This window comes from Rhizobium sp. YTUHZ045, from assembly GCF_051124255.1.
GTDB lineage: Bacteria > Pseudomonadota > Alphaproteobacteria > Rhizobiales > Rhizobiaceae > Rhizobium.
The window spans coordinates 1,169,768-1,187,260 of sequence record NZ_CP101432.1 but is presented as its reverse complement, the minus strand read 5'-3'; the positions used below and the strand labels follow the sequence as shown (position 1 = coordinate 1,187,260).

General features: G+C 61.2%; 18 protein-coding genes. 14 read left to right on the top strand and 4 right to left on the bottom strand.

Annotation, left to right across the window (positions count from 1 at the left end):
* Positions 1-17 precede the first annotated feature (17 nt).
* Complete coding sequence (locus NMA58_RS05805; RefSeq protein WP_430957752.1) at positions 18-614, top strand: glutathione S-transferase; 597 nt, start codon at positions 18-20, stop codon at positions 612-614.
* An 87-nt stretch (positions 615-701) separates the two neighbouring features.
* On the opposite strand, the gene NMA58_RS05800 is transcribed toward NMA58_RS05805, so the two are convergent.
* Positions 702-1,337, bottom strand: coding sequence for an outer membrane protein (locus tag NMA58_RS05800; protein WP_011424814.1), 636 nt, complete (start codon positions 1,335-1,337; stop codon positions 702-704).
* Positions 1,338-1,701: 364 nt separating this feature from the next.
* Here NMA58_RS05800 and NMA58_RS05795 point away from each other — a divergent pair, with 364 nt between their 5' ends.
* The 5 genes from NMA58_RS05795 (at position 1,702) to NMA58_RS05775 (ending at position 6,189) form a co-directional block, all read left to right on the top strand.
* Positions 1,702-2,469 (top strand): SDR family oxidoreductase, encoded by a 768-nt coding sequence (locus NMA58_RS05795; protein ID WP_097598455.1) that lies wholly within the window; start codon positions 1,702-1,704, stop codon positions 2,467-2,469.
* Positions 2,466-4,505: an excinuclease ABC subunit UvrC gene (uvrC, locus tag NMA58_RS05790; protein ID WP_434712672.1), complete on the top strand. Its 2,040-nt coding sequence runs from the start codon at positions 2,466-2,468 to the stop codon at positions 4,503-4,505. The genes NMA58_RS05795 and uvrC overlap by 4 nt, the downstream gene beginning before the upstream one ends.
* A 158-nt stretch (positions 4,506-4,663) precedes the next feature.
* Positions 4,664-5,254 (top strand): CDP-diacylglycerol--glycerol-3-phosphate 3-phosphatidyltransferase, encoded by a 591-nt coding sequence (gene pgsA / locus NMA58_RS05785; RefSeq protein ID WP_011424811.1) that lies wholly within the window; start codon positions 4,664-4,666, stop codon positions 5,252-5,254.
* The gene (gene moaD, locus NMA58_RS05780; protein ID WP_434712671.1) at positions 5,251-5,505 is read left to right on the top strand and encodes a molybdopterin converting factor subunit 1; all 255 of its coding nucleotides are present in this window, start codon (positions 5,251-5,253) and stop codon (positions 5,503-5,505) included. The genes pgsA and moaD overlap by 4 nt, the downstream gene beginning before the upstream one ends.
* A gap of 222 nt (positions 5,506-5,727) precedes the next feature.
* Complete coding sequence (locus NMA58_RS05775) at positions 5,728-6,189, top strand: molybdenum cofactor biosynthesis protein MoaE (protein ID WP_434712670.1); 462 nt, start codon at positions 5,728-5,730, stop codon at positions 6,187-6,189.
* Positions 6,190-6,245: 56 nt separating this feature from the next.
* On the opposite strand, the gene NMA58_RS05770 is transcribed toward NMA58_RS05775, so the two are convergent.
* Positions 6,246-7,142, bottom strand: coding sequence for an ABC transporter permease subunit (locus NMA58_RS05770; protein WP_434712669.1), 897 nt, complete (start codon positions 7,140-7,142; stop codon positions 6,246-6,248).
* 63 nt (positions 7,143-7,205) lie between these two features.
* Here NMA58_RS05770 and NMA58_RS05765 point away from each other — a divergent pair, with 63 nt between their 5' ends.
* Positions 7,206-7,751: a CGNR zinc finger domain-containing protein gene (locus NMA58_RS05765; RefSeq protein WP_434712668.1), complete on the top strand. Its 546-nt coding sequence runs from the start codon at positions 7,206-7,208 to the stop codon at positions 7,749-7,751.
* The gene (locus tag NMA58_RS05760; protein WP_183699563.1) at positions 7,748-8,251 is read left to right on the top strand and encodes a hypothetical protein; all 504 of its coding nucleotides are present in this window, start codon (positions 7,748-7,750) and stop codon (positions 8,249-8,251) included. Before NMA58_RS05765 ends, NMA58_RS05760 begins: the two co-directional genes overlap by 4 nt.
* Positions 8,252-8,322: 71 nt before the next feature.
* Here the strand turns inward: NMA58_RS05760 and ndk are convergent, their stop codons facing one another.
* The gene (gene ndk, locus NMA58_RS05755; RefSeq protein WP_011424805.1) at positions 8,323-8,745 is read right to left on the bottom strand and encodes a nucleoside-diphosphate kinase; all 423 of its coding nucleotides are present in this window, start codon (positions 8,743-8,745) and stop codon (positions 8,323-8,325) included.
* A gap of 81 nt (positions 8,746-8,826) precedes the next feature.
* Complete coding sequence (locus NMA58_RS05750) at positions 8,827-9,516, bottom strand: glutathione S-transferase family protein (protein WP_430957757.1); 690 nt, start codon at positions 9,514-9,516, stop codon at positions 8,827-8,829.
* 137 nt (positions 9,517-9,653) lie between these two features.
* Between NMA58_RS05750 and NMA58_RS05745 the strand changes: the two genes are divergently transcribed.
* The 6 genes from NMA58_RS05745 to NMA58_RS05720 all read left to right on the top strand — a co-directional run bounded on the left by NMA58_RS05745 (position 9,654) and on the right by NMA58_RS05720 (position 17,480).
* The gene (locus NMA58_RS05745) at positions 9,654-10,190 is read left to right on the top strand and encodes a DinB family protein (protein ID WP_434712667.1); all 537 of its coding nucleotides are present in this window, start codon (positions 9,654-9,656) and stop codon (positions 10,188-10,190) included.
* A gap of 115 nt (positions 10,191-10,305) precedes the next feature.
* Positions 10,306-11,355, top strand: coding sequence for a GGDEF domain-containing protein (locus tag NMA58_RS05740; RefSeq protein ID WP_430957759.1), 1,050 nt, complete (start codon positions 10,306-10,308; stop codon positions 11,353-11,355).
* 126 nt (positions 11,356-11,481) lie between these two features.
* Entirely contained in the window at positions 11,482-13,365 is a 1,884-nt protein-coding gene (locus NMA58_RS05735; protein ID WP_434712665.1) for an ABC-F family ATP-binding cassette domain-containing protein, read from the top strand.
* 128 nt (positions 13,366-13,493) lie between these two features.
* On the top strand, positions 13,494-14,345 hold the full coding sequence (locus tag NMA58_RS05730) for a polysaccharide deacetylase family protein (protein ID WP_434712664.1): 852 nt from the start codon (positions 13,494-13,496) through the stop codon (positions 14,343-14,345).
* A 67-nt stretch (positions 14,346-14,412) separates the two neighbouring features.
* Complete coding sequence (locus tag NMA58_RS05725) at positions 14,413-16,455, top strand: prolyl oligopeptidase family serine peptidase (RefSeq protein ID WP_434712663.1); 2,043 nt, start codon at positions 14,413-14,415, stop codon at positions 16,453-16,455.
* Positions 16,456-16,553: 98 nt separating this feature from the next.
* Positions 16,554-17,480 carry a Gfo/Idh/MocA family protein gene (locus NMA58_RS05720; protein ID WP_434712661.1) on the top strand — a complete coding sequence of 309 codons (927 nt, stop codon included), beginning with the start codon at positions 16,554-16,556 and terminating at the stop codon, positions 17,478-17,480.
* The last annotated feature ends 13 nt before the right edge of the window (positions 17,481-17,493 follow it).

Sequence of the window (17,493 nt, the reverse complement as noted above, 5' to 3'; positions counted from 1 at the left end):
GTCTCACCAGGTGTTCCATGAAGCTCCTCTGCTCACCGGCCTCGCCCTATTCCAGCAAGGTGCGGATGGCCGCACATTTTCTCGGAATCGAGTTGAACGCCATCCGGGTCGATACCAATACCGGGCCGGCGATCCTGGTGGACAACAATCCACTCGGGAAAATTCCGACGCTTCTGACGGAGGAAGGCGCTTCGATCTTCGACAGCGTGGCGATCATGCATTATTTCGACCGGCTGACGAAGGGTGGCCTCTATCCGTCCAAAGACGGCAAACGCACGGATGCGGAAGTGCTTGAGGCGCTCTGCGACGGTATCTGCGACTGCCTGCTTACCATCGTCTACGAGCGCCGCTTCCGTGACGAGGAGAAGGTTCACCAGCCCTGGATCGACCGGCAATGGAAGAAGGTGACGGCCGGGCTTGCTCATCTCAGCGCCAGGCCGCCGAAACTCGGCAAGAAGCTCAATGGCGGACATTTCGCCCTGGCCGCCACGCTCGACTATCTCGACCTACGCTTCAAGGACCAGTGGGAAGCCGATCACGCGACGCTGGTCGACTGGCTGGCGCAGTTCGAAAAGAAATTCCCTGCTCATCGCGAGCTCAAAGCCAGCGCCTGATCCGGAGCTGAAACGGAGCACCGGACAGCAGACAGCAAAAAGCCGGGCGATGAGCCCGGCTTCTGCATATTGGGATGTTCAATCGGCTTAGAACTTCACGCCGATACCGAGCTTGACGCTGTTCTCGTCGTAACCGCGCGAGAAGCTGCCGGAGTCGAGGTCGTAGTCCTTGCTCTGGTAGTCGGTGTAGCGATATTCCAAGCGCGTCGTGATGTTGTTTGTCACGAAGGCTTCGACACCGGCGCCGACCGTGTAACCGTAGTTCGTCTTGCTTTCGTCCGAAGTGCCGTCGGAAACCTTGACGTTGCCGAGGGCAAGACCGGCCGTGCCGTAGAGCAGGAAGGGATTCATGTCGTAGCCGACGCGGCCGCGGACGGAGCCGTTCCAACCATACTTGTTCTTGACGCCGCCCGAGGAGACGTCATCGCCGCTGTAGCCAAGATCCGATTCAACGCCGTAAACGATCTGGCCTGCTTGCCAGTTGTAACCGGTGAAGACCTGGCCGCCGAAACCATAGGTGTGGCGGTCGGAACCGAAGTCACCCATGTTGTAGGTGCCGGCGCCGCCGAGATAGAAGCCTTCCCAGTTGCCGGCCGGCTTGACCGGGGCGTCCTGGGCAACCGGTGCTTCCGGAACCTGGTCGACGGCATCAGCCGCCTGAGCTGCCGAAACGCCCGCGATTGCAAAAGCAGAGGCCATGAGGCCAGCAATGAGTACACGCATACTTTTCTCCTTTCAGTCCCGCGCCGCTTTCATCTGTCTATCAGCGAAGCATTGGCGGGGAAATTGCCAGATGTCCCTTCCGGATCGAGACTGAAATTGGAACTGAAATGCGGATTTGAAAGAGCCAAATTGTGATATCATTGTGGCTGCCGCATGGCGGAAATTCGATGTTGCTTGAGAGCAACATAGGATTCATTAACCCTACCGAATGGTTAAACTTAAAATACTTATTTTAAGAAACAACATTATTAAATAATACATAGAATATCCCGGCCATGGATGCAACTGTGGCCGCCTATTTATATAATCTCCGCCCGCCCTTATATAGGTTGCACACAGACTCGCGGGATCAGAAGGCAAGATTTTGAACCACAGAAGACTTCGCTCAGCCCTGATAACAGGGGCGGCCAAGAGAATAGGCAGGGCAATCGCCGAAGACCTTGCTGCAAATGGCTTTTCCGTCGCGATCCACGCCAACAGCTCCCTCGGCGAAGCCGAAGAGCTGGCGGCGGAATTGCGGCGAAAGGGACAAAGAGCGGTCGCGTTGCAGGCCGACCTTACCGATATCGGCGAAACGGCTGAATTGGTCGCGAAGGCGTCGGAAGCGCTCGGGCCGCTCGATCTGCTCGTCAACAATGCGTCGGTTTTCCAGCATGATTCCGCCCGTAGTTTTAACGCAGCCACATGGGCGCTGCACTTCGATCTGCATGTGCGTGCGCCCTCGATCCTCGCGGCCACCTTCGCGCAGCAGCTGTCTGCCGAGGCGGCGGGACTCATTGTCAACATTATCGACCAGCGCGTCTGGGCACTGAGACCGAGCTTCTATTCCTACACGCTCTCCAAGTCCGCGCTGTGGACGGCGACGCAGACGCTTGCCCAGGCTTTGGCGCCCCGCATCCGCGTTAATGCGATCGGCCCCGGGCCATCAATGCCGAGCGAGCGGCAGTCGTTGGAGGACTTCCAAGCGCAGGTCTCAGCCCTTATCCTGCAGCGAGGGCCGGCACTGGAGGAATTCGGACAAACGATTCGTTTCCTTTACGACACCCCCTCGATCACCGGCCAGATGATTGCCCTCGACGGCGGCCAGCACCTTGCCTGGCAGACGCCCGATGTGGCGGAGATTAAGGAATGAACGGACGAAAGCTGCCGGATGGCGGCGTTCTCTACGATGATACGGATGAGAGCGAAGACGAAATCGAGGTGGAAGGCGACGTTTCCGCCTCGCCTCTTGCGGCAGCTGTCGACTGGAACGCCGGCAGCCTCAACGAAACCGGGCTCATCGGCGCCGAACTGATCGGCGAATTCGTCAAGCGCCTGCCGAACAGCCCCGGCGTCTACCGCATGTTCAATGCCGAGGGCGACGTGCTCTATGTCGGCAAGGCGCGCAGCCTGAAGAAGCGCGTCGGCAATTACGCCGTCGGCCGTGTGCATTCCAACCGCATCGCCCAGATGGTGCGCCAGACGGCGAACATGGAATTCGTGACGACGCGCACGGAAACCGAAGCGCTACTCCTGGAAGCGAATCTGATCAAGCGCTTGCGGCCGCGCTTTAACGTGCTGCTGCGCGACGACAAGTCGTTTCCCTATATCCTCATCACCGGGGATCACCGGGCGCCGGCGATTTTCAAGCATCGCGGCGCCAGGGCGCGGAAAGGCGATTATTTCGGGCCTTTCGCTTCGGCCGGCGCGGTCGGGCGCACGATCAATTCGCTGCAGCGCGCCTTCCTGATCCGCACCTGCACCGACAGTGTCTTCGAAACGCGCACGCGACCCTGCCTGCTTTACCAGATCAAGCGCTGTTCCGGGCCCTGCACGCACGAGGTCAGCGACGAGGGGTATGCCGAGCTGGTGCAGGAGGCGAAAGATTTCCTGTCCGGCAAGAGCCAGAAGGTGAAGTCGCATATGGCGGAAGCCATGAACCAGGCGGCCCAGGACCTCGATTTCGAACGGGCGGCGATTTATCGTGACCGCCTTGCGGCACTTTCCCATGTCCAAAGCCACCAGGGCATCAACCCGGCCGGTGTCGAGGAGGCTGACGTTTTCGCAATCCAACACGAAGGCGGCGTCTCCTGCATCCAGGTGTTCTTCTTCCGCACCGGGCAGAACTGGGGCAACCGCGCCTATTTTCCGAAGGCCGACCCGCAACTATCCAGCGCCGAAGTTCTGAATGCCTTTCTCGCGCAATTCTACGACGACAAGCCGGTGCCGAAACAGATCATGCTGTCGGAGACGGTCGAGGAATTGGAGCTGCTCGCCGCAGCGCTCAGCGAAAAGGCCGGCCACAAGGTCTCCATCCTCGTGCCGCAGCGCGGCGAGAAGCGCGATCTCGTCGAGCATGTGGTCGGCAATGCGCGGGAAGCGCATGGGCGAAAGCTTGCTGAGACGGCGTCGCAGTCGCGGCTGCTCGAAGGATTCAAGGAAACCTTCGGGCTCGCCTATGCGCCGCAGCGCATCGAGATCTACGACAACTCGCATATCATGGGCACTAACGCCGTCGGCGGCATGGTGGTGGCGGGGCCGGAAGGCTTCGTGAAGAACCAATACCGCAAGTTCAACATCAAATCGACCGACATCACCCCCGGCGACGACTTCGGAATGATGAAGGAAGTGATGACCCGGCGGTTCTCGCGGCTGATCAAGGAGGAAGGCATTCCCGACCGGACGGCGCAGACAGCAGCTGCCGACGCTGCCGACATGCCCTTCCCCGCCTGGCCGGACGTGATCCTCATCGACGGCGGCCAGGGGCAGATGACGGCGGTGCGGGCCATCCTGGCCGAGCTCGGCATCACCGACAGCGTGACGGCGATCGGCGTCGCCAAGGGTGTCGACCGCGACGCCGGACGCGAGCGCTTCTTTGCGCCGGGACGCGAGAGTTTCACATTGCCGCCGCGCGATCCTGTGCTCTACTTCATCCAGCGCATGCGCGACGAGGCGCACCGGTTCGCGATCGGCTCGCACCGGGTGCGGCGCAAGAAGGAGATGGTCAAGAACCCACTCGACGAGATCGGCGGTATCGGCCCGTCGCGCAAGCGCGCGCTGCTCCAGCATTTCGGCACGGCGAAGGCGGTTTCCCGCGCCGCCCTTTCCGACCTGATGGCGGTGGAAGGTATTTCGGAAGCCGTGGCAAAGCAGGTCTATAACCATTTCCACGACGACGCCGCGAAATAAGCGGCGGCCGTCGCAAATTCCACGCAATGGCGGTGAAAAGACAGAAAGAATGTTGACGGTTCCTGGCCAAAGCCGTCATCTACATCGACCCGAAAATCGAAATCGGTTTTCGTAAAGACGCGGCGCTGCAGCGGCGCATCAATTCAGAGAAACGATCCATGGCATCGCGTGCGTACAGCCTTCCCAACCTTTTGACTTACGGCCGCATCCTCGCCGTGCCACTGATCGTTCTTTGCTTCTTCGTCGAGGGCAGGCTGTCGATCAGCAATACGGCGCGCTGGGTGGCGCTGTGGATCTTCATCATCGCCTCGATCACCGATTTTCTCGACGGCTATCTCGCACGCATCTGGAACCAGACGTCGAATATCGGTCGGATGCTCGATCCGATCGCCGACAAGCTGCTGGTCGCCTCGATCCTTCTCCTGGTCGCGGCCGACCAGACCATCGCCGGCTGGTCGATCTGGGCGGCAATCATCATTCTCTGCCGTGAGATCCTGGTTTCCGGCCTGCGTGAATATCTAGCGGCGCTGAAGGTCAGCGTGCCGGTGACACGGATCGCCAAGTGGAAGACGACGCTGCAGCTCGTCGCCATCGCCTTCCTGCTCGCGGGACCTGCCGGCGACGAGATTTTCCCCTATACGACGCAGACGGGCATTGCGCTCTTGTGGATCGCAGCACTGCTGACCATCTATACCGGCTACGACTATTTCCGTGCCGGGCTGAAACATATCGTGGATGACGAGGAATGACGCGGCTTGTCTATTTCGCCTGGGTGCGTGAGCGCATCGGCAAGGGCGAGGAGGAGATCGACCTCCCCTCCTCCGTCGTCACCGTCGCCGATCTTCTGAATCATTTGAAGGCGCTGGGCGAGGAATATGAAGCCGCACTTCAATATCCCGAGGTGATCCGCGTGGCGCTCGACATGGAGCACGTCGAGCATGACGAGCCGATTGGTGCGCCCCGTGAGATCGGGATTTTTCCGCCGATGACGGGGGGATGAGACGGTGACGGTGGTGCCGTGTCGCTACCCCCCTCTGCCCTGCCGGGCATCTCCCCCACAAGGAGGGAGATTAGCTGGGCGCACGGGCTTCCTCAAACAATTGGCGTTTCAGCCCGGCGAAGCGGTAAATGGTCAAGAAGAGCGTGCCACTTGTGATCTCCCCACACGGCACAGCCTTTCCGCATTCTTCATAGCGGCTTCAAAGCAGCGGAGGATTTCGCTGTGACCATCACCCCCACCATCCGCGTCCAGCGCGAAGACTTCGACCTGCAGGCCGAAGTCGATCTCCTCTCGAAAGGCAAAGCAGACATCGGCGCCGTCGTTACCTTCTCCGGCCTCTGCCGCGATGAAGGCGGGAGGCTGGCGGCGCTTGAACTCGAGCATTATCCCGGCATGGCCGAAGCCGAGATGACTCGCATCGGCGAACTCGCCATCACCCGTTTCGGGCTGCTCGGGCTGACCGCCATCCACCGCTACGGCAAGATCGCTCCTGGCGAGAACATCGTGCTCGTCGTTGCAGCCGCCCCGCACCGGCAGGCCGCCTTCGACGGCGCCAATCTCGTCATGGATTTCCTCAAGACCGCAGCCCCCTTCTGGAAGAAGGAGCACGGCAAGGACGGCGCCAGAGGCGACTGGGTCGCTGCGAAAAACGCCGACGACGCGGCGCGCGACAAGTGGAAATGATCAGAGCATGATGCCGAAATGTGTGCGCGGTTTTCGGCTAACATCATGCGCCATTTCTAAAGCACCACACGCTCCCTGCGGCTCATAACCAGAAGCAGGACGAGCAGCGAGAAGACCACCAGATCCCGCCAGACGAATGCGCCATAGGCGCCCCACAAGGTTTCGACAACGGCAAGCCCGGCAGCGCCGCCAGCCGAACGCAGCGGATCGGAATAGCCGCCGACGGCTGCGATCAGCAGCACCTTGAGCCCGAACATCAGTCCCGCGCCGAAATCCATCGAACCGTAATAGAAGGTGGCGAGAATGCCGCAGAGGGTGGCGACGAGAGCAGCTGCCGCATAGGCGACAAGGAAGACACGGCTGGCGCTGGTACCGCAGAGCTCGGCGGCCAGCGGATCATCGGTGACGGCTCGCCAGAGGCGACCCCAGGCCGTGCGCCTGAGGATCAGCGCACCGAACGCGACGATGGCTGACATCAGCGCCGTGTCGATCAGCTGGATATAGGTGAGAGTCACTTTGAACGGACCATCACTCCAGAAGACAACAACCTGGTTCAGGAACGGCGGCAGCCAGATCGCTCTTGTATCGGCGGCAAGGCGGGCGGTTTCCATCAGCACGATCATGATGCCGAGCGCGGCAACGATGACGGTGTTCGGCGATTTGCTGGCCAGCGGCAGCATGATGGAGCGGCCGATCCAGATGCCCGCGGCCAGTGAATAGACAAGCGCAGCGCACGCGCCGATCGCAATGGCAGCCGGCAGCACCAGCCAGAACCTGACATAGGCGAGTTCGGTAAAAAGCAGCAGGATCTGGCCTGAGAAGGCGAAGATCGCCCCATAGGTGATATCGGCCCGCTTGGTCACGCCGAAGGCAACCGCATAACCGAAGGCGAGCGCGGCATAGAGGGCGGCAAGCGGCACCGCATTCGCCAGTTGTTGCAGAAGATAGGCCATTCCGAAGACTCCGCGTCGGCAATTATAACTGGTAAAACCTATTTCACCAGTTATAATTTCCTCATGAGCTTTTCCTGGACCCCTCACCGTTTTGCCGGCGGTGCACTGGCGCTCGATGTCGCCAACAGCGTCGTTCTTCGCGACGACCCAAAGCGGCGGGTCGACCGCTTCGCGAGCCGCGAGCAGATGCGCAACTTCCCGCGCGCCGCCGCCGAATTCTGCGCCGAACGGGCCTTGTTCGGTGAGATCGCACCGGTGGCGCCGCAAGACGAAGTCGGCTTTATCGCGCTGCGCGAGGCGATCGACCGCTACTTCCGCAAGCGTATACTGGATGGCGCCGACGACCAATTGCTGGCCGAATTGCTGGAGGCGCTAGCGAAGATCTTGCGCCAGGCAAGTCCGGCAAGCTTGGCGGCGGCGACCGCCCATTCGGTGCTCAGGCTGATTGCCATGCCGGATCCCGAGCGCATGAAGATCTGCGGCAATTGCGGCTGGCTGTTCATCGACCGCAGCAAGAACAAGAGCCGCGCCTGGTGCGACATGGCGATCTGCGGCAACCGCGCCAAGGCGAACCGTCACTATCGCCGTAAGAAGGAGGAGACGCCATGAGAAAACATCTGATCGTAACAGCGGCGGCAACAAGCCTTCTGCTGTCCGCCTGCCAGCGGCAGGCCGAAAATCTCGTCGAAATCACCGGCCATCTTTTTGTCTTCAATTATCGCGTCGCGAGCGCCACCTATCTGCTGACGCTGAAGAAGACAGGTCCTATCCCCGACGGTTCGGTCATCATCGCCGAATTCGAGAACCCGCAAGGCGGCGACTCGCTGGTGCTGAACCAGAAAATCTACCCGATCGACGACAAGATCGCGCTGCAGAGCGAAAACCTGCACTGCGTGCGCAAGGACCGCCCCTATTGGGTGAATGTCCGGCTGGTCGACAAGGACGGCAAGGTGCTGCAGCAATTGAAGACGGAGTTCCGCTCCGACCTCGACCAGACGGTGCTGCCGAGCAAGCCGCTCGTCGTCGGCGCGCTTTACGACAAGAACCCGGAGGTCTTCAAGCCTGACGGCAGCGTCGATTTCTCGAACACCGACAAGTGCCCAACATAGAAAAAGCCGGGGCGAGGCCCGGCTTTCGAGAGTCAATTCAACGCATTGCGCAGCAATGCCGAAGCGCGGCCTCAGCCGACGATTTCGGTGTCGGAGAACCAGTACTTGATTTCCTGGGCAGCCGTTTCCGGAGCGTCGGAGCCGTGAACGGAATTTTCGCCGATCGACAGGGCGTGAACCTTGCGGATCGTGCCTTCGGCAGCGTTTGCCGGGTTGGTCGCGCCCATGATTTCGCGGTTCTTGAGGATCGCGCCTTCGCCTTCCAGGACCTGAACGACGGTCGGGCCGGAGGTCATGCCTTCGACGAGTTCGCCGAAGAAGGGACGGTCTTTGTGAACGGCGTAAAAGCCTTCAGCTTCGCGGCGGCTCATCCAGACGCGCTTGGAGGCGACGACGCGCAGGCCGGCATCTTCGAGCATCTTGGTGATGGCGCCCGTCAGGTTGCGCTTGGTTGCGTCAGGCTTGATCATCGAGAAGGTGCGTTCAATCGCCATAGTCAAATCCTCTGTTTTCTCGGGAAAAGTGGGCGGTCTTTACCCGCCCCAACGGCCGAAAACAAGAGGCTGGCGGCAATTTCACGCCGCTGTCACAGTCCTGCCGCGGCTTTCGTGGAGATCGAGGCAGCGTTCGAACCAGGCCATGACGGGATCGTCGGCGGCAAGCATGGCCAGTCCTGCGGACACCCGCAGCCATTGCAGCGCGCCGAAGACGATATAATCGGCAAAGAGCGGCGATTGCCCGCCGATGAAGGGCTGAAACCTCAGCATGTGACGGAGCGGCTCCAGCTTGGCGCCGAAGGCAGCCTTCTCCGCCTCGCTGTCGGCGGCAAAGACTTCCAGCGGCTTGCCGAGCCTGACCTCGCGGCTCTGACGAAAGTAGGCTTTGTCGCCTTCGTCGAGGATCGCGTGGATATCGAGAAGGGCGATCCGCATGATCGCCGGGTGGATGATCATCTGCGAATAGCCCTCAACCATGCGCGACAGCGCCTTGCCGCCCTCGCCATTGAACAGCGACGGCCGCTCCGGATATGCCTCTTCGAGATAGAGGGCGATAGCAAAACTGTCCGAGATCAGCCGGCCATCATCGTCGAGCACGGGCAGGGTCGATGATACGCCGCCGCCGATGTCGCGGATGCGGGCGTAGGTCGTCGGGATCTCCTTGAAATCGAGCCCCTTATGCGCGAGCGCCATCACCGCCTTCCAGCAATGGGGCGAAAAGAAGCGCCGTTCGTCGGCGCCGCAGAGGGAATAGAGGGCTCTAGTCATGACAATCCTTTCGAGGTCTTATCTGCCTGCATTCGACGACAGAAAGCGAACGCGATCAAATCAGGAATTTTCATGGCGCCATCACTCGGATTTCTCGGGAAAGCGGCTAGACTTCGCCAACAACGCCAGGGGACCATATGCTTAGACATTTCAGGATGCTCTCAGCCTATAACCGCTGGGCCAATGCCCAAGTCTATACGGCTGCGGCCGAACTGAGCGAGGCGGAGTTCCGCAGCGACAGCGGCGCGTTTTTCGGCTCGCTGCATCGCACGCTCAATCACCTGCTCGTCGCCGACCGCATATGGATGAAGCGCTTCACCGGCATCGGCGAAGCGCCGGTGACCCTCGATGCCGTGCTTTTCGAAAAGCTGGACGCGCTTGCAGCCGCGCGCAAGGCGGAGGACGAGCGCATCATTGCCTGGACAGGTAGTCTCGATGAGGCGAGCCTCGCCGGCAACTTCACGTATGTCCCGGTGACGCAGCCGATCCAGATCACTCAGCCGCTGTCGAGCGCGCTCGCGCATCTCTTCAATCACCAGACGCATCACCGCGGCCAGTGCCACATGACGCTGACGGCGCTGGGCAAACCGAGCCTCGGGCTGGACCTTATTTATTTTCTGCGCAGCGAAGGCGCGAGTGGCTGTGAGGCAACGGCTTCATCAAGACTGAATTAACCGCCTTCGCCGGTTCCCATCGCCAATCCGGCGCTTCCCTTCGCAAGTTCAGCTTCTTTTAAAAGCTTGAGAGCATAGCGGAAGTGACAAATCAGGCCGGGCGCGAGGGATCGTCATGCAGAATGCAAGCACAAACGCACTGGTGGCGCGCGAGGCTGTACGCCCAGGGCCAATGACGGATATCCAAAAGATCGCGCATCACATGGCGCGGCTCAACGTTGCCGCGCTGCCGCGCAACTACGAACTCTTTCATGAGGCCATCATCGGGCACAATCCTGGTCTTGCGCAGGATATCGCCGCGCTCGGACCGCAGCCGCAACAGGCGATGCTCGACGAACTCGGACTGAAATACCGGCTTGTCGGCCATTGCGGACTGGCGGGCGAGACGTCGCGCAACGAGGCCAGCCTAACGCTGCGCGCGGTGGCGGAAAGGCTTGCCGAAGGATTGCGGCACAGAGACGCCTTTGCCCGCGCCTGCGGCATGATCCTGAGATCTGTCGACGGTCATGAGGACCAGAGCCTTGCCGCCTTCATCGGCGAGGTCGATTACCTCTCCGCCTCGCTTGCAACTGTAATGTCGGCGGAGATGGAAATCAGCGCCAGACTGCAGGACGACATCAACAGGCTGGACACGCTGGAGCGCGGCATTTCGGCGATGCAATCGGCCACCGTCGCCGACAAGATCACCGGCCTTGCGAACCGCATCGCGCTGAACCGGCAGATCACCGAACTCTACGAACGTGAAGAGGGTGCCGCCGGCAGCGCGCTGATCATGGTGGATATCGACGATTTCACCGAGCTCAACGACAGATACGGCACTCAGGCAGGCAACAAGCTCTTGAAGAAGCTTGCCGCGCTGTTTCGGAAATCGGTGAAGAAGAACGACTTCGTCGCGCGCACAGAGGCCGACGAATTCGCCTTGCTGTTTGCCAATGTCGGCATGCAGGATGCGATCGCTATCGCCGAGCGCCTGCGCGCCTCGGTCGAAGAAAATCTTGTCTTCGCCACCTCAGACAAAGGTGACAGCGGCAGGCTGACCATCTCGGTCGGCGTGGCGCTCAGCGCCGATGCGGCGACACCGGGACATCTCCAGGCCAACGCCCGGGTCGCGCTGCTTGCCGCGAAATCGAACCCCCGCCTGCCGGTACAAGCTTTCGGCCGCTGAGGCGTATGACCGCTGTCGGTGCGGGCGAGCAAGCTCGCGGCCGGACGAGCAAGCTCGCCGCCGGACGAGCTCGTCGGGGGATAAGCGGTCTTGCCTTGGCGGGCGGTTTCGGCCAAAACGCCGGCCATGATCACGATTACCGATATTTCCGCCCGCATCGCCGGACGCCTGCTTCTCGACAATGCCAGCGTTTCGCTGCCTTCAGGTACGAAAGCGGGGCTGGTCGGGCGCAATGGCGCCGGCAAATCCACGCTGTTTCGCGTCATCACCGGCGAGCTCGGCTCGGAGACCGGCTCGGTGTCGATTCCGAAGGCGGCGCGTATCGGTCAGGTGGCCCAGGAAGCGCCGGGAACCGAGGATTCCCTGATCGAGATCGTGCTTGCCGCTGACAAGGAACGCGCGGCCCTGCTTGCCGAAGCAGAAACGGCAAGCGACCCGCACCGCATCGCCGAAATCCAGATGCGCCTCATCGATATCGATGCCCATTCGGCCGAGGCGCGGGCTGCGAGCATCCTCGCCGGCCTCGGCTTCGACCAGGCGGCGCAAGCCCGCCCCGCCTCCTCCTTCTCCGGCGGCTGGCGCATGCGCGTAGCGCTCGCCGCCGTGCTGTTTGCCGAGCCGGACCTGCTTCTGCTCGACGAGCCGACCAACTACCTCGACCTCGAAGGCACGATGTGGCTGGAGGACTATATCCGCCGCTATCCGCACACGGTCATCATTATCAGCCACGACCGCGATCTCCTGAACAATGCGGTCAATTCCATTGTCCATCTCGACCAGAAGAAGCTCACCTTCTACCGCGGCAATTATGACCAGTTCGAGCGGCAGAAGGCGGAAGCCGACGAGCTGCAGACGAAGGCCAAGGCGAAGAACGAGGCAGCGCGCAAACATCTGCAGAGCTTCATTGATCGCTTCAAGGCCAAGGCTTCCAAGGCCCGGCAGGCGCAATCGCGCGTCAAGGCGCTCGAGCGGATGGGGACGGTCGCAGCCGTCATCGAGGATCATGTGCAGCCGATCACCTTCCCCGAGCCGGAGAAGCAGCCGGCCTCGCCGATCGTCGCAATCCAGGGCGGCGCCGTCGGCTACGAGCCCGGCAAGCCCATCCTGAAGAACCTCAACCTGCGCATTGACAATGACGATCGCATCGCCCTGCTCGGTTCGAACGGCAACGGCAAGTCGACCTTCGCCAAATTCATCTCAGGGCGACTGTCGCCGGAGAGTGGCGAAGTGAAGCTCGCGCCGAGCCTGAAGATCGGCTTTTTCGCCCAGCATCAGCTCGACGATCTGATCCCCGAGCAGTCGGCGGTGGAACATGTGCGCCGGCTGATGCCAGCCGAACCGGAGGCCAAGGTGCGCGCCCGCGTTGCGCAGATGGGGCTTGCGACCGAAAAGATGGCTACCGCCGCCAAGGATCTTTCCGGCGGCGAGAAGGCACGCCTGCTGATGGGGCTCGCCGCCTTCCATGCGCCGAACCTGCTCATTCTCGACGAGCCGACCAACCATCTCGACATCGACAGCCGCCGTGCTCTGATCGAGGCGCTGAACGATTACAACGGCGCCGTGATCCTGATCTCGCACGACCGCCACCTCATCGAGGCGACCGTCGACCGGCTGTGGCTGGTCAACGGCGGCACTGTCACCACCTTCGAAGGCGATATGGACGAGTATCGCGACCTCATTGTCAGTTCCGGTAAAAAGAAGGAAGACAGGCCGCAGACCAGCGACGATACGACTTCGAAGGCCGACCAGCGCAAGCTCAACGCGGAAAAGCGCGCCTCGCTGACGCCGCTGAAGAAAAAGATCAACGAAATCGAATCCTTGACGGCGAAGTTGGAGAAACAGATTCAGGCTCTTGATGCGGAGCTTGCGGATCCGACTCTTTATGAGAAGACGCCCGCCAAAGCCGCCGAAAAGGCAAAACAGCGCGGCGAGGCCGCGGCAAAACTCACTGCTGCCGAGGAAGAGTGGCTGATGCTGTCGTCCGAATATGAAGAGGCAATGGCAGGATAGCCACAGTCTTTTAGGAAACGCCGCGGACTGCCACGCGTTAACGAGAATTCCTGCCGATCTCAACCGATCGTTAACCATAATTCGAAAGGTTGTCTCAACATTCACTACTGATTTGTTGAGCCCTTTCCATGCATCGATTTTTCGTTCTTTCCTGGATCGCCCTTGCGGCCGCCCTCTCCGCCTGCAGCACGACCAGACAAGCTCCCGACACCTCGATCAAAACCGCCTCCGTAGTTGCGCCCGAGGGGCGGACGCCTTCCGGCAATCCGGCCAAGGATGATGATGCAACGCCGCTCTTTGTCGGCCCGCATCACCTTTCCGGGAGGACGCTGGAGGTCTCTTCGCTTGCCGATTTCAAGCTCAACGACAAGGAAGTGATCCTGAGCTTCGACGATGGCCCGATCCCCGGCCGGACGGACAAAGTGCTGGCGATTCTCGACCAGTTCGGCGTCAAGGGCGCCTTCATGATGGTCGGCGAGATGGCCGAGATGCATCCGGCGCTGGCGCGCAAGGTGGCAATGGAGGGCAATGCGGTCGGCAGTCACACCTATGACCATGCCAACTTGACCTCGCTGAGCTTCGATGCGGCAATGGACGAGGTGCTCAAGGGCGAGCTGGCGGTGACCAAGGCGACGGGAACAGACGTCTCCTTCTTCCGCTTCCCCTATCTCGCCGAGAGCCAGAGGCTGCGCGCCGCTATCGCCATACGCGACATGGTCGTCATGGATGTCGACATCGACAGCAAGGACTATTTCACCAGCACACCCCTGTCCGTGACGCAGCGGACGATGAACCTGCTGCACAAGCGCGGCCGCGGCATCGTTCTGATGCACGACATCCACAAGCGCACCGCGAGGATGTTGCCGACCCTGCTTTCGAAACTCGAAGCCGAAGGCTACAAAGTCGTGACGCTGAAGTTCAAGAAGCCGCAGGTACCGAACGATCTCGTCGCCTCAGCCGATATGGTGATGACCCGCTAACGCGCCTTGCCAAGGCGGAGCCGGCTGCCTAGATCTGGGCGACGTCAATGCAAGCGGCAGCTCAGATATGAACCTTCATCTCGAAACGGACGAAGATCCGCGGACCCGCCAGTTCATCACTGAACACAATGCGCTCTCCGACGCGGCATTGAGAACGCAGCAATTTGCCGAAGATCGCGACGCGATCAAAGCGCTTATCGAGCGGCAGGACAGGCTGATCGTGCCGATGCGCCGCGGGGGCTGGCTGTTCGATTTCCGGCAGACCAAGGACAATCCGCTCGGCGTCTGGCTCCGCCTGCTGGCGGACCAGGCTCCCCTGCCCGATGCAGCCTGGGAGCCGGTCTTCGATCTCGATGCCTTCTGCGCCGGCGAAGGCAAGCGCTGGAACTGGCGCGGCGCCGTCACCTGCCCGTGGGAACCGACCCGCGTCCTGCTCATGCTTTCGGACGGCGGTTCCGACCTCATCCGCCTGCTCGAATTCGACGCGGAACGCAAACAGGTCGTGAAGGGCGGTTTCGACACGCCCGCCGCGCGGTCGCATGCCACGTGGCTCAGCCGCGACGAGATCTGTTACTTCGGTTCGATCGACCGATTTTCGGCGACCCGCTCGGGATGGCCGCGCGTCGGGCGGCGGTTGAAGCGCGGGCAGCGGCCGGAAGAAGCCGCCATCATGTTCGAAGCCGCTGATGAGGATGTCTATGGCTTCAATCTCGTCATCGACCCTGCCCTATCGGGCGGTTCGACAGATACCGGGCTGATCGACATTTTCGTCGCCAGCCATGAAATCGGCGTGGCCAGCGCTTTCCTCATTGCCGATGATGGCGCGCAACGGCGCATCGATCTGCCCAAGGAAGCCGATTTTCAGTTCAATCATAATCATTGCCTCTGGCGGGCTAAGACGGAGGAGCGCGTTGCGACCGGCAGCCTGGTGCTCCAACGCTTCGACCCCAGTTCGGAGACGATGCTGCTGGGGTCGGAGCGAATCCTGTTTCAGCCCGACGAAGGTCAGTCCGTCGCGCAGATGATGCTGATGCGCGAATGGTGCGTGTTCATCGTTTCCGACCGGCTGCGCCCACGTCTTATGGTGCTCGACCTGACAAAGGTAAATGCCGAACAGCGGGAAATCGCGCTGCCGGCGGAGATGCAGACGGCTTATGTCAGGCCCCTCTATGCGGATCTGCATCATGGCGACGACACACTCCACATCGTCGGCCAGGGTTTCCTGCAGCCGCCGACCTGTTACCGTCTCGAACTCTCCGATCGCAGCAGAGAGCCCGAGCCGATCTTCACAGCGACGGCGCCGAGCTATTTCGATGCGACTGATATGTCGTCGGAACTGCTGGAGGCTGTGTCCGAGGACGGAACCAAGGTCGCCTACCGGCTGGTGCTGCCGCGGCAGTGGACCAATGGCGCACTGCCGGTGCTGATCTACGGCTATGGCGGATTCGACGTCTCGATGTCGCCGAATTACTCCGGCGTAACCGGCCGCTGGCTAGAGCAAGGTGGCGCCTATGTGCAGGCCTATATCCGCGGCGGCGGTGAATTCGGGCCTGACTGGTATCGCAGCGCCAAACGGCAGGGGCGAGACCGGGCCTTTGCCGATTTCGTCGCCATCGCCCGCGATCTGGTCGCTCGCGGTTACACCATGCCATCCCGAATTGCCTGCCAGGGCGGCAGCAATGGCGGCCTGCTGACGGGCGTGATGCTGACGCGCTACCCGCATGATTTCGGCGCGGTCTGGTGCCAGGTGCCGGTGCTCGACATGACACGCTTCCACCTGTTCAGCGCCGGCCAGGCGTGGATGGATGAATATGGCGATCCAGATACGCCGGCGGACAGGGAATTCATGCTCGGCTATTCGCCGCTTCACAATATCCGGCCGGCCAGCGAGGTCACTTATCCGCCGATCTATATTGAAAGCTCCAGCAATGACGATCGCGTGCATCCCTCGCACGCACGCCGTTTTGCTGCGCGGCTGGAGGAAGCAGGACATCAACTGCTCTTCCACGAATTCGGCTTAGGCGGGCATGGCGGCGACGGCAGTTCCGAGGAGCGCGCCGCCCGCGCGGCGATGGGTTACAGCTTCCTTCGCGAGACCATCATGCGATAGGATAGAAAGGAATGGAGGAGCAGAGCTTGTCGGCGCTCTTCTTTCTGCTACAACACGCCAAATAAATCATACTTTTCATACAGGCACGAGCGAAACACATGTCCCCTATCAACCTCGCCATCGTCGGCGTCGGCAAGATCGTCCGCGACCAGCACCTCCCTTCCATCGCCAAGAACCCGGACTTCAAGCTCGTCGCCACGGCAAGCCGTCACGGCACGGTCGAAGGCATCAACAGCTACACCACGATCGACGCGATGCTCGACGCCGAGCCTTCGATCGATGCCGTGTCGCTCTGCATGCCGCCGCAATACCGCTATGAAGCCGCCTACAAGGCGCTCGTTGCCGGCAAGCATGTCTTCCTGGAAAAGCCGCCGGGTGCAACGCTGAGCGAAGTGGCCGACCTCGAGGCGCTGGCGAACAAGCAGGGTGCGTCGCTGTTTGCCAGCTGGCATTCGCGTTATGCGCCGGCCGTCGAAGCCACCAAGGCCTTTCTTGCTTCGACGACGATCAAAAGCGTGCATGTGATCTGGAAAGAGGATGTCCGCCACTGGCATCCGAACCAGGACTGGATCTGGCAGGCCGGCGGCCTCGGCGTTTTCGATCCCGGCATCAATGCGCTGTCGATCGTCACCCATATCCTGCCGCGGCAGGTCTTCATCACCGGGGCTGTGCTGGAATTCCCAGAAAATCGTGATGCGCCGATCGCCGCCGACATTCACTTCCGCGATGCAGACGGCCTGCCGGTTCATGCCGAATTCGACTGGCGCCAGACTGGCAAGCAGAGCTGGGACATCGTTGCGGAAACGGCAGCCGGCCAGATGGTCCTCTCCGAGGGCGGCGCCAAGCTTTCCATCGACGGCACGCTGACATTCGCCGAACCGGAACAGGAATATCCTTCGCTCTATCGCCGCTTCGCCGAGATCATCAAGGCGGGCAAATCGGATGTCGACCTCGCACCCCTGCGCCACGTCGCCGATGCTTTCATGCTCGGCAAGCGGAAATTCGTCGAGGCGTTCCACGACTGAGCCATTTGAGGTC

Bases quoted from the DNA above. Each gene is read 5' to 3' on its own strand.
- NMA58_RS05720 (WP_434712661.1), top strand. From the start codon at position 16,554: ATGTCCCCTATCAACCTCGCCATCGTCGGCGTCGGCAAGATCGTCCGC.
- pgsA (WP_011424811.1), top strand. From the start codon at position 4,664: ATGGCATCGCGTGCGTACAGCCTTCCCAACCTTTTGACTTACGGCCGC.
- NMA58_RS05740 (WP_430957759.1), top strand. From the start codon at position 10,306: ATGCAGAATGCAAGCACAAACGCACTGGTGGCGCGCGAGGCTGTACGC.
- NMA58_RS05805 (WP_430957752.1), top strand. From the start codon at position 18: ATGAAGCTCCTCTGCTCACCGGCCTCGCCCTATTCCAGCAAGGTGCGG.
- ndk (WP_011424805.1), bottom strand. From the start codon at position 8,745: ATGGCGATTGAACGCACCTTCTCGATGATCAAGCCTGACGCAACCAAG.
- moaD (WP_434712671.1), top strand. From the start codon at position 5,251: ATGACGCGGCTTGTCTATTTCGCCTGGGTGCGTGAGCGCATCGGCAAG.
- uvrC (WP_434712672.1), top strand. From the start codon at position 2,466: ATGAACGGACGAAAGCTGCCGGATGGCGGCGTTCTCTACGATGATACG.
- NMA58_RS05745 (WP_434712667.1), top strand. From the start codon at position 9,654: ATGCTTAGACATTTCAGGATGCTCTCAGCCTATAACCGCTGGGCCAAT.
- NMA58_RS05800 (WP_011424814.1), bottom strand. From the start codon at position 1,337: ATGCGTGTACTCATTGCTGGCCTCATGGCCTCTGCTTTTGCAATCGCG.
- NMA58_RS05770 (WP_434712669.1), bottom strand. From the start codon at position 7,142: ATGGCCTATCTTCTGCAACAACTGGCGAATGCGGTGCCGCTTGCCGCC.
- NMA58_RS05735 (WP_434712665.1), top strand. From the start codon at position 11,482: ATGATCACGATTACCGATATTTCCGCCCGCATCGCCGGACGCCTGCTT.
- NMA58_RS05760 (WP_183699563.1), top strand. From the start codon at position 7,748: ATGAGAAAACATCTGATCGTAACAGCGGCGGCAACAAGCCTTCTGCTG.
- NMA58_RS05765 (WP_434712668.1), top strand. From the start codon at position 7,206: ATGAGCTTTTCCTGGACCCCTCACCGTTTTGCCGGCGGTGCACTGGCG.
- NMA58_RS05750 (WP_430957757.1), bottom strand. From the start codon at position 9,516: ATGACTAGAGCCCTCTATTCCCTCTGCGGCGCCGACGAACGGCGCTTC.
- NMA58_RS05730 (WP_434712664.1), top strand. From the start codon at position 13,494: ATGCATCGATTTTTCGTTCTTTCCTGGATCGCCCTTGCGGCCGCCCTC.
- NMA58_RS05725 (WP_434712663.1), top strand. From the start codon at position 14,413: ATGAACCTTCATCTCGAAACGGACGAAGATCCGCGGACCCGCCAGTTC.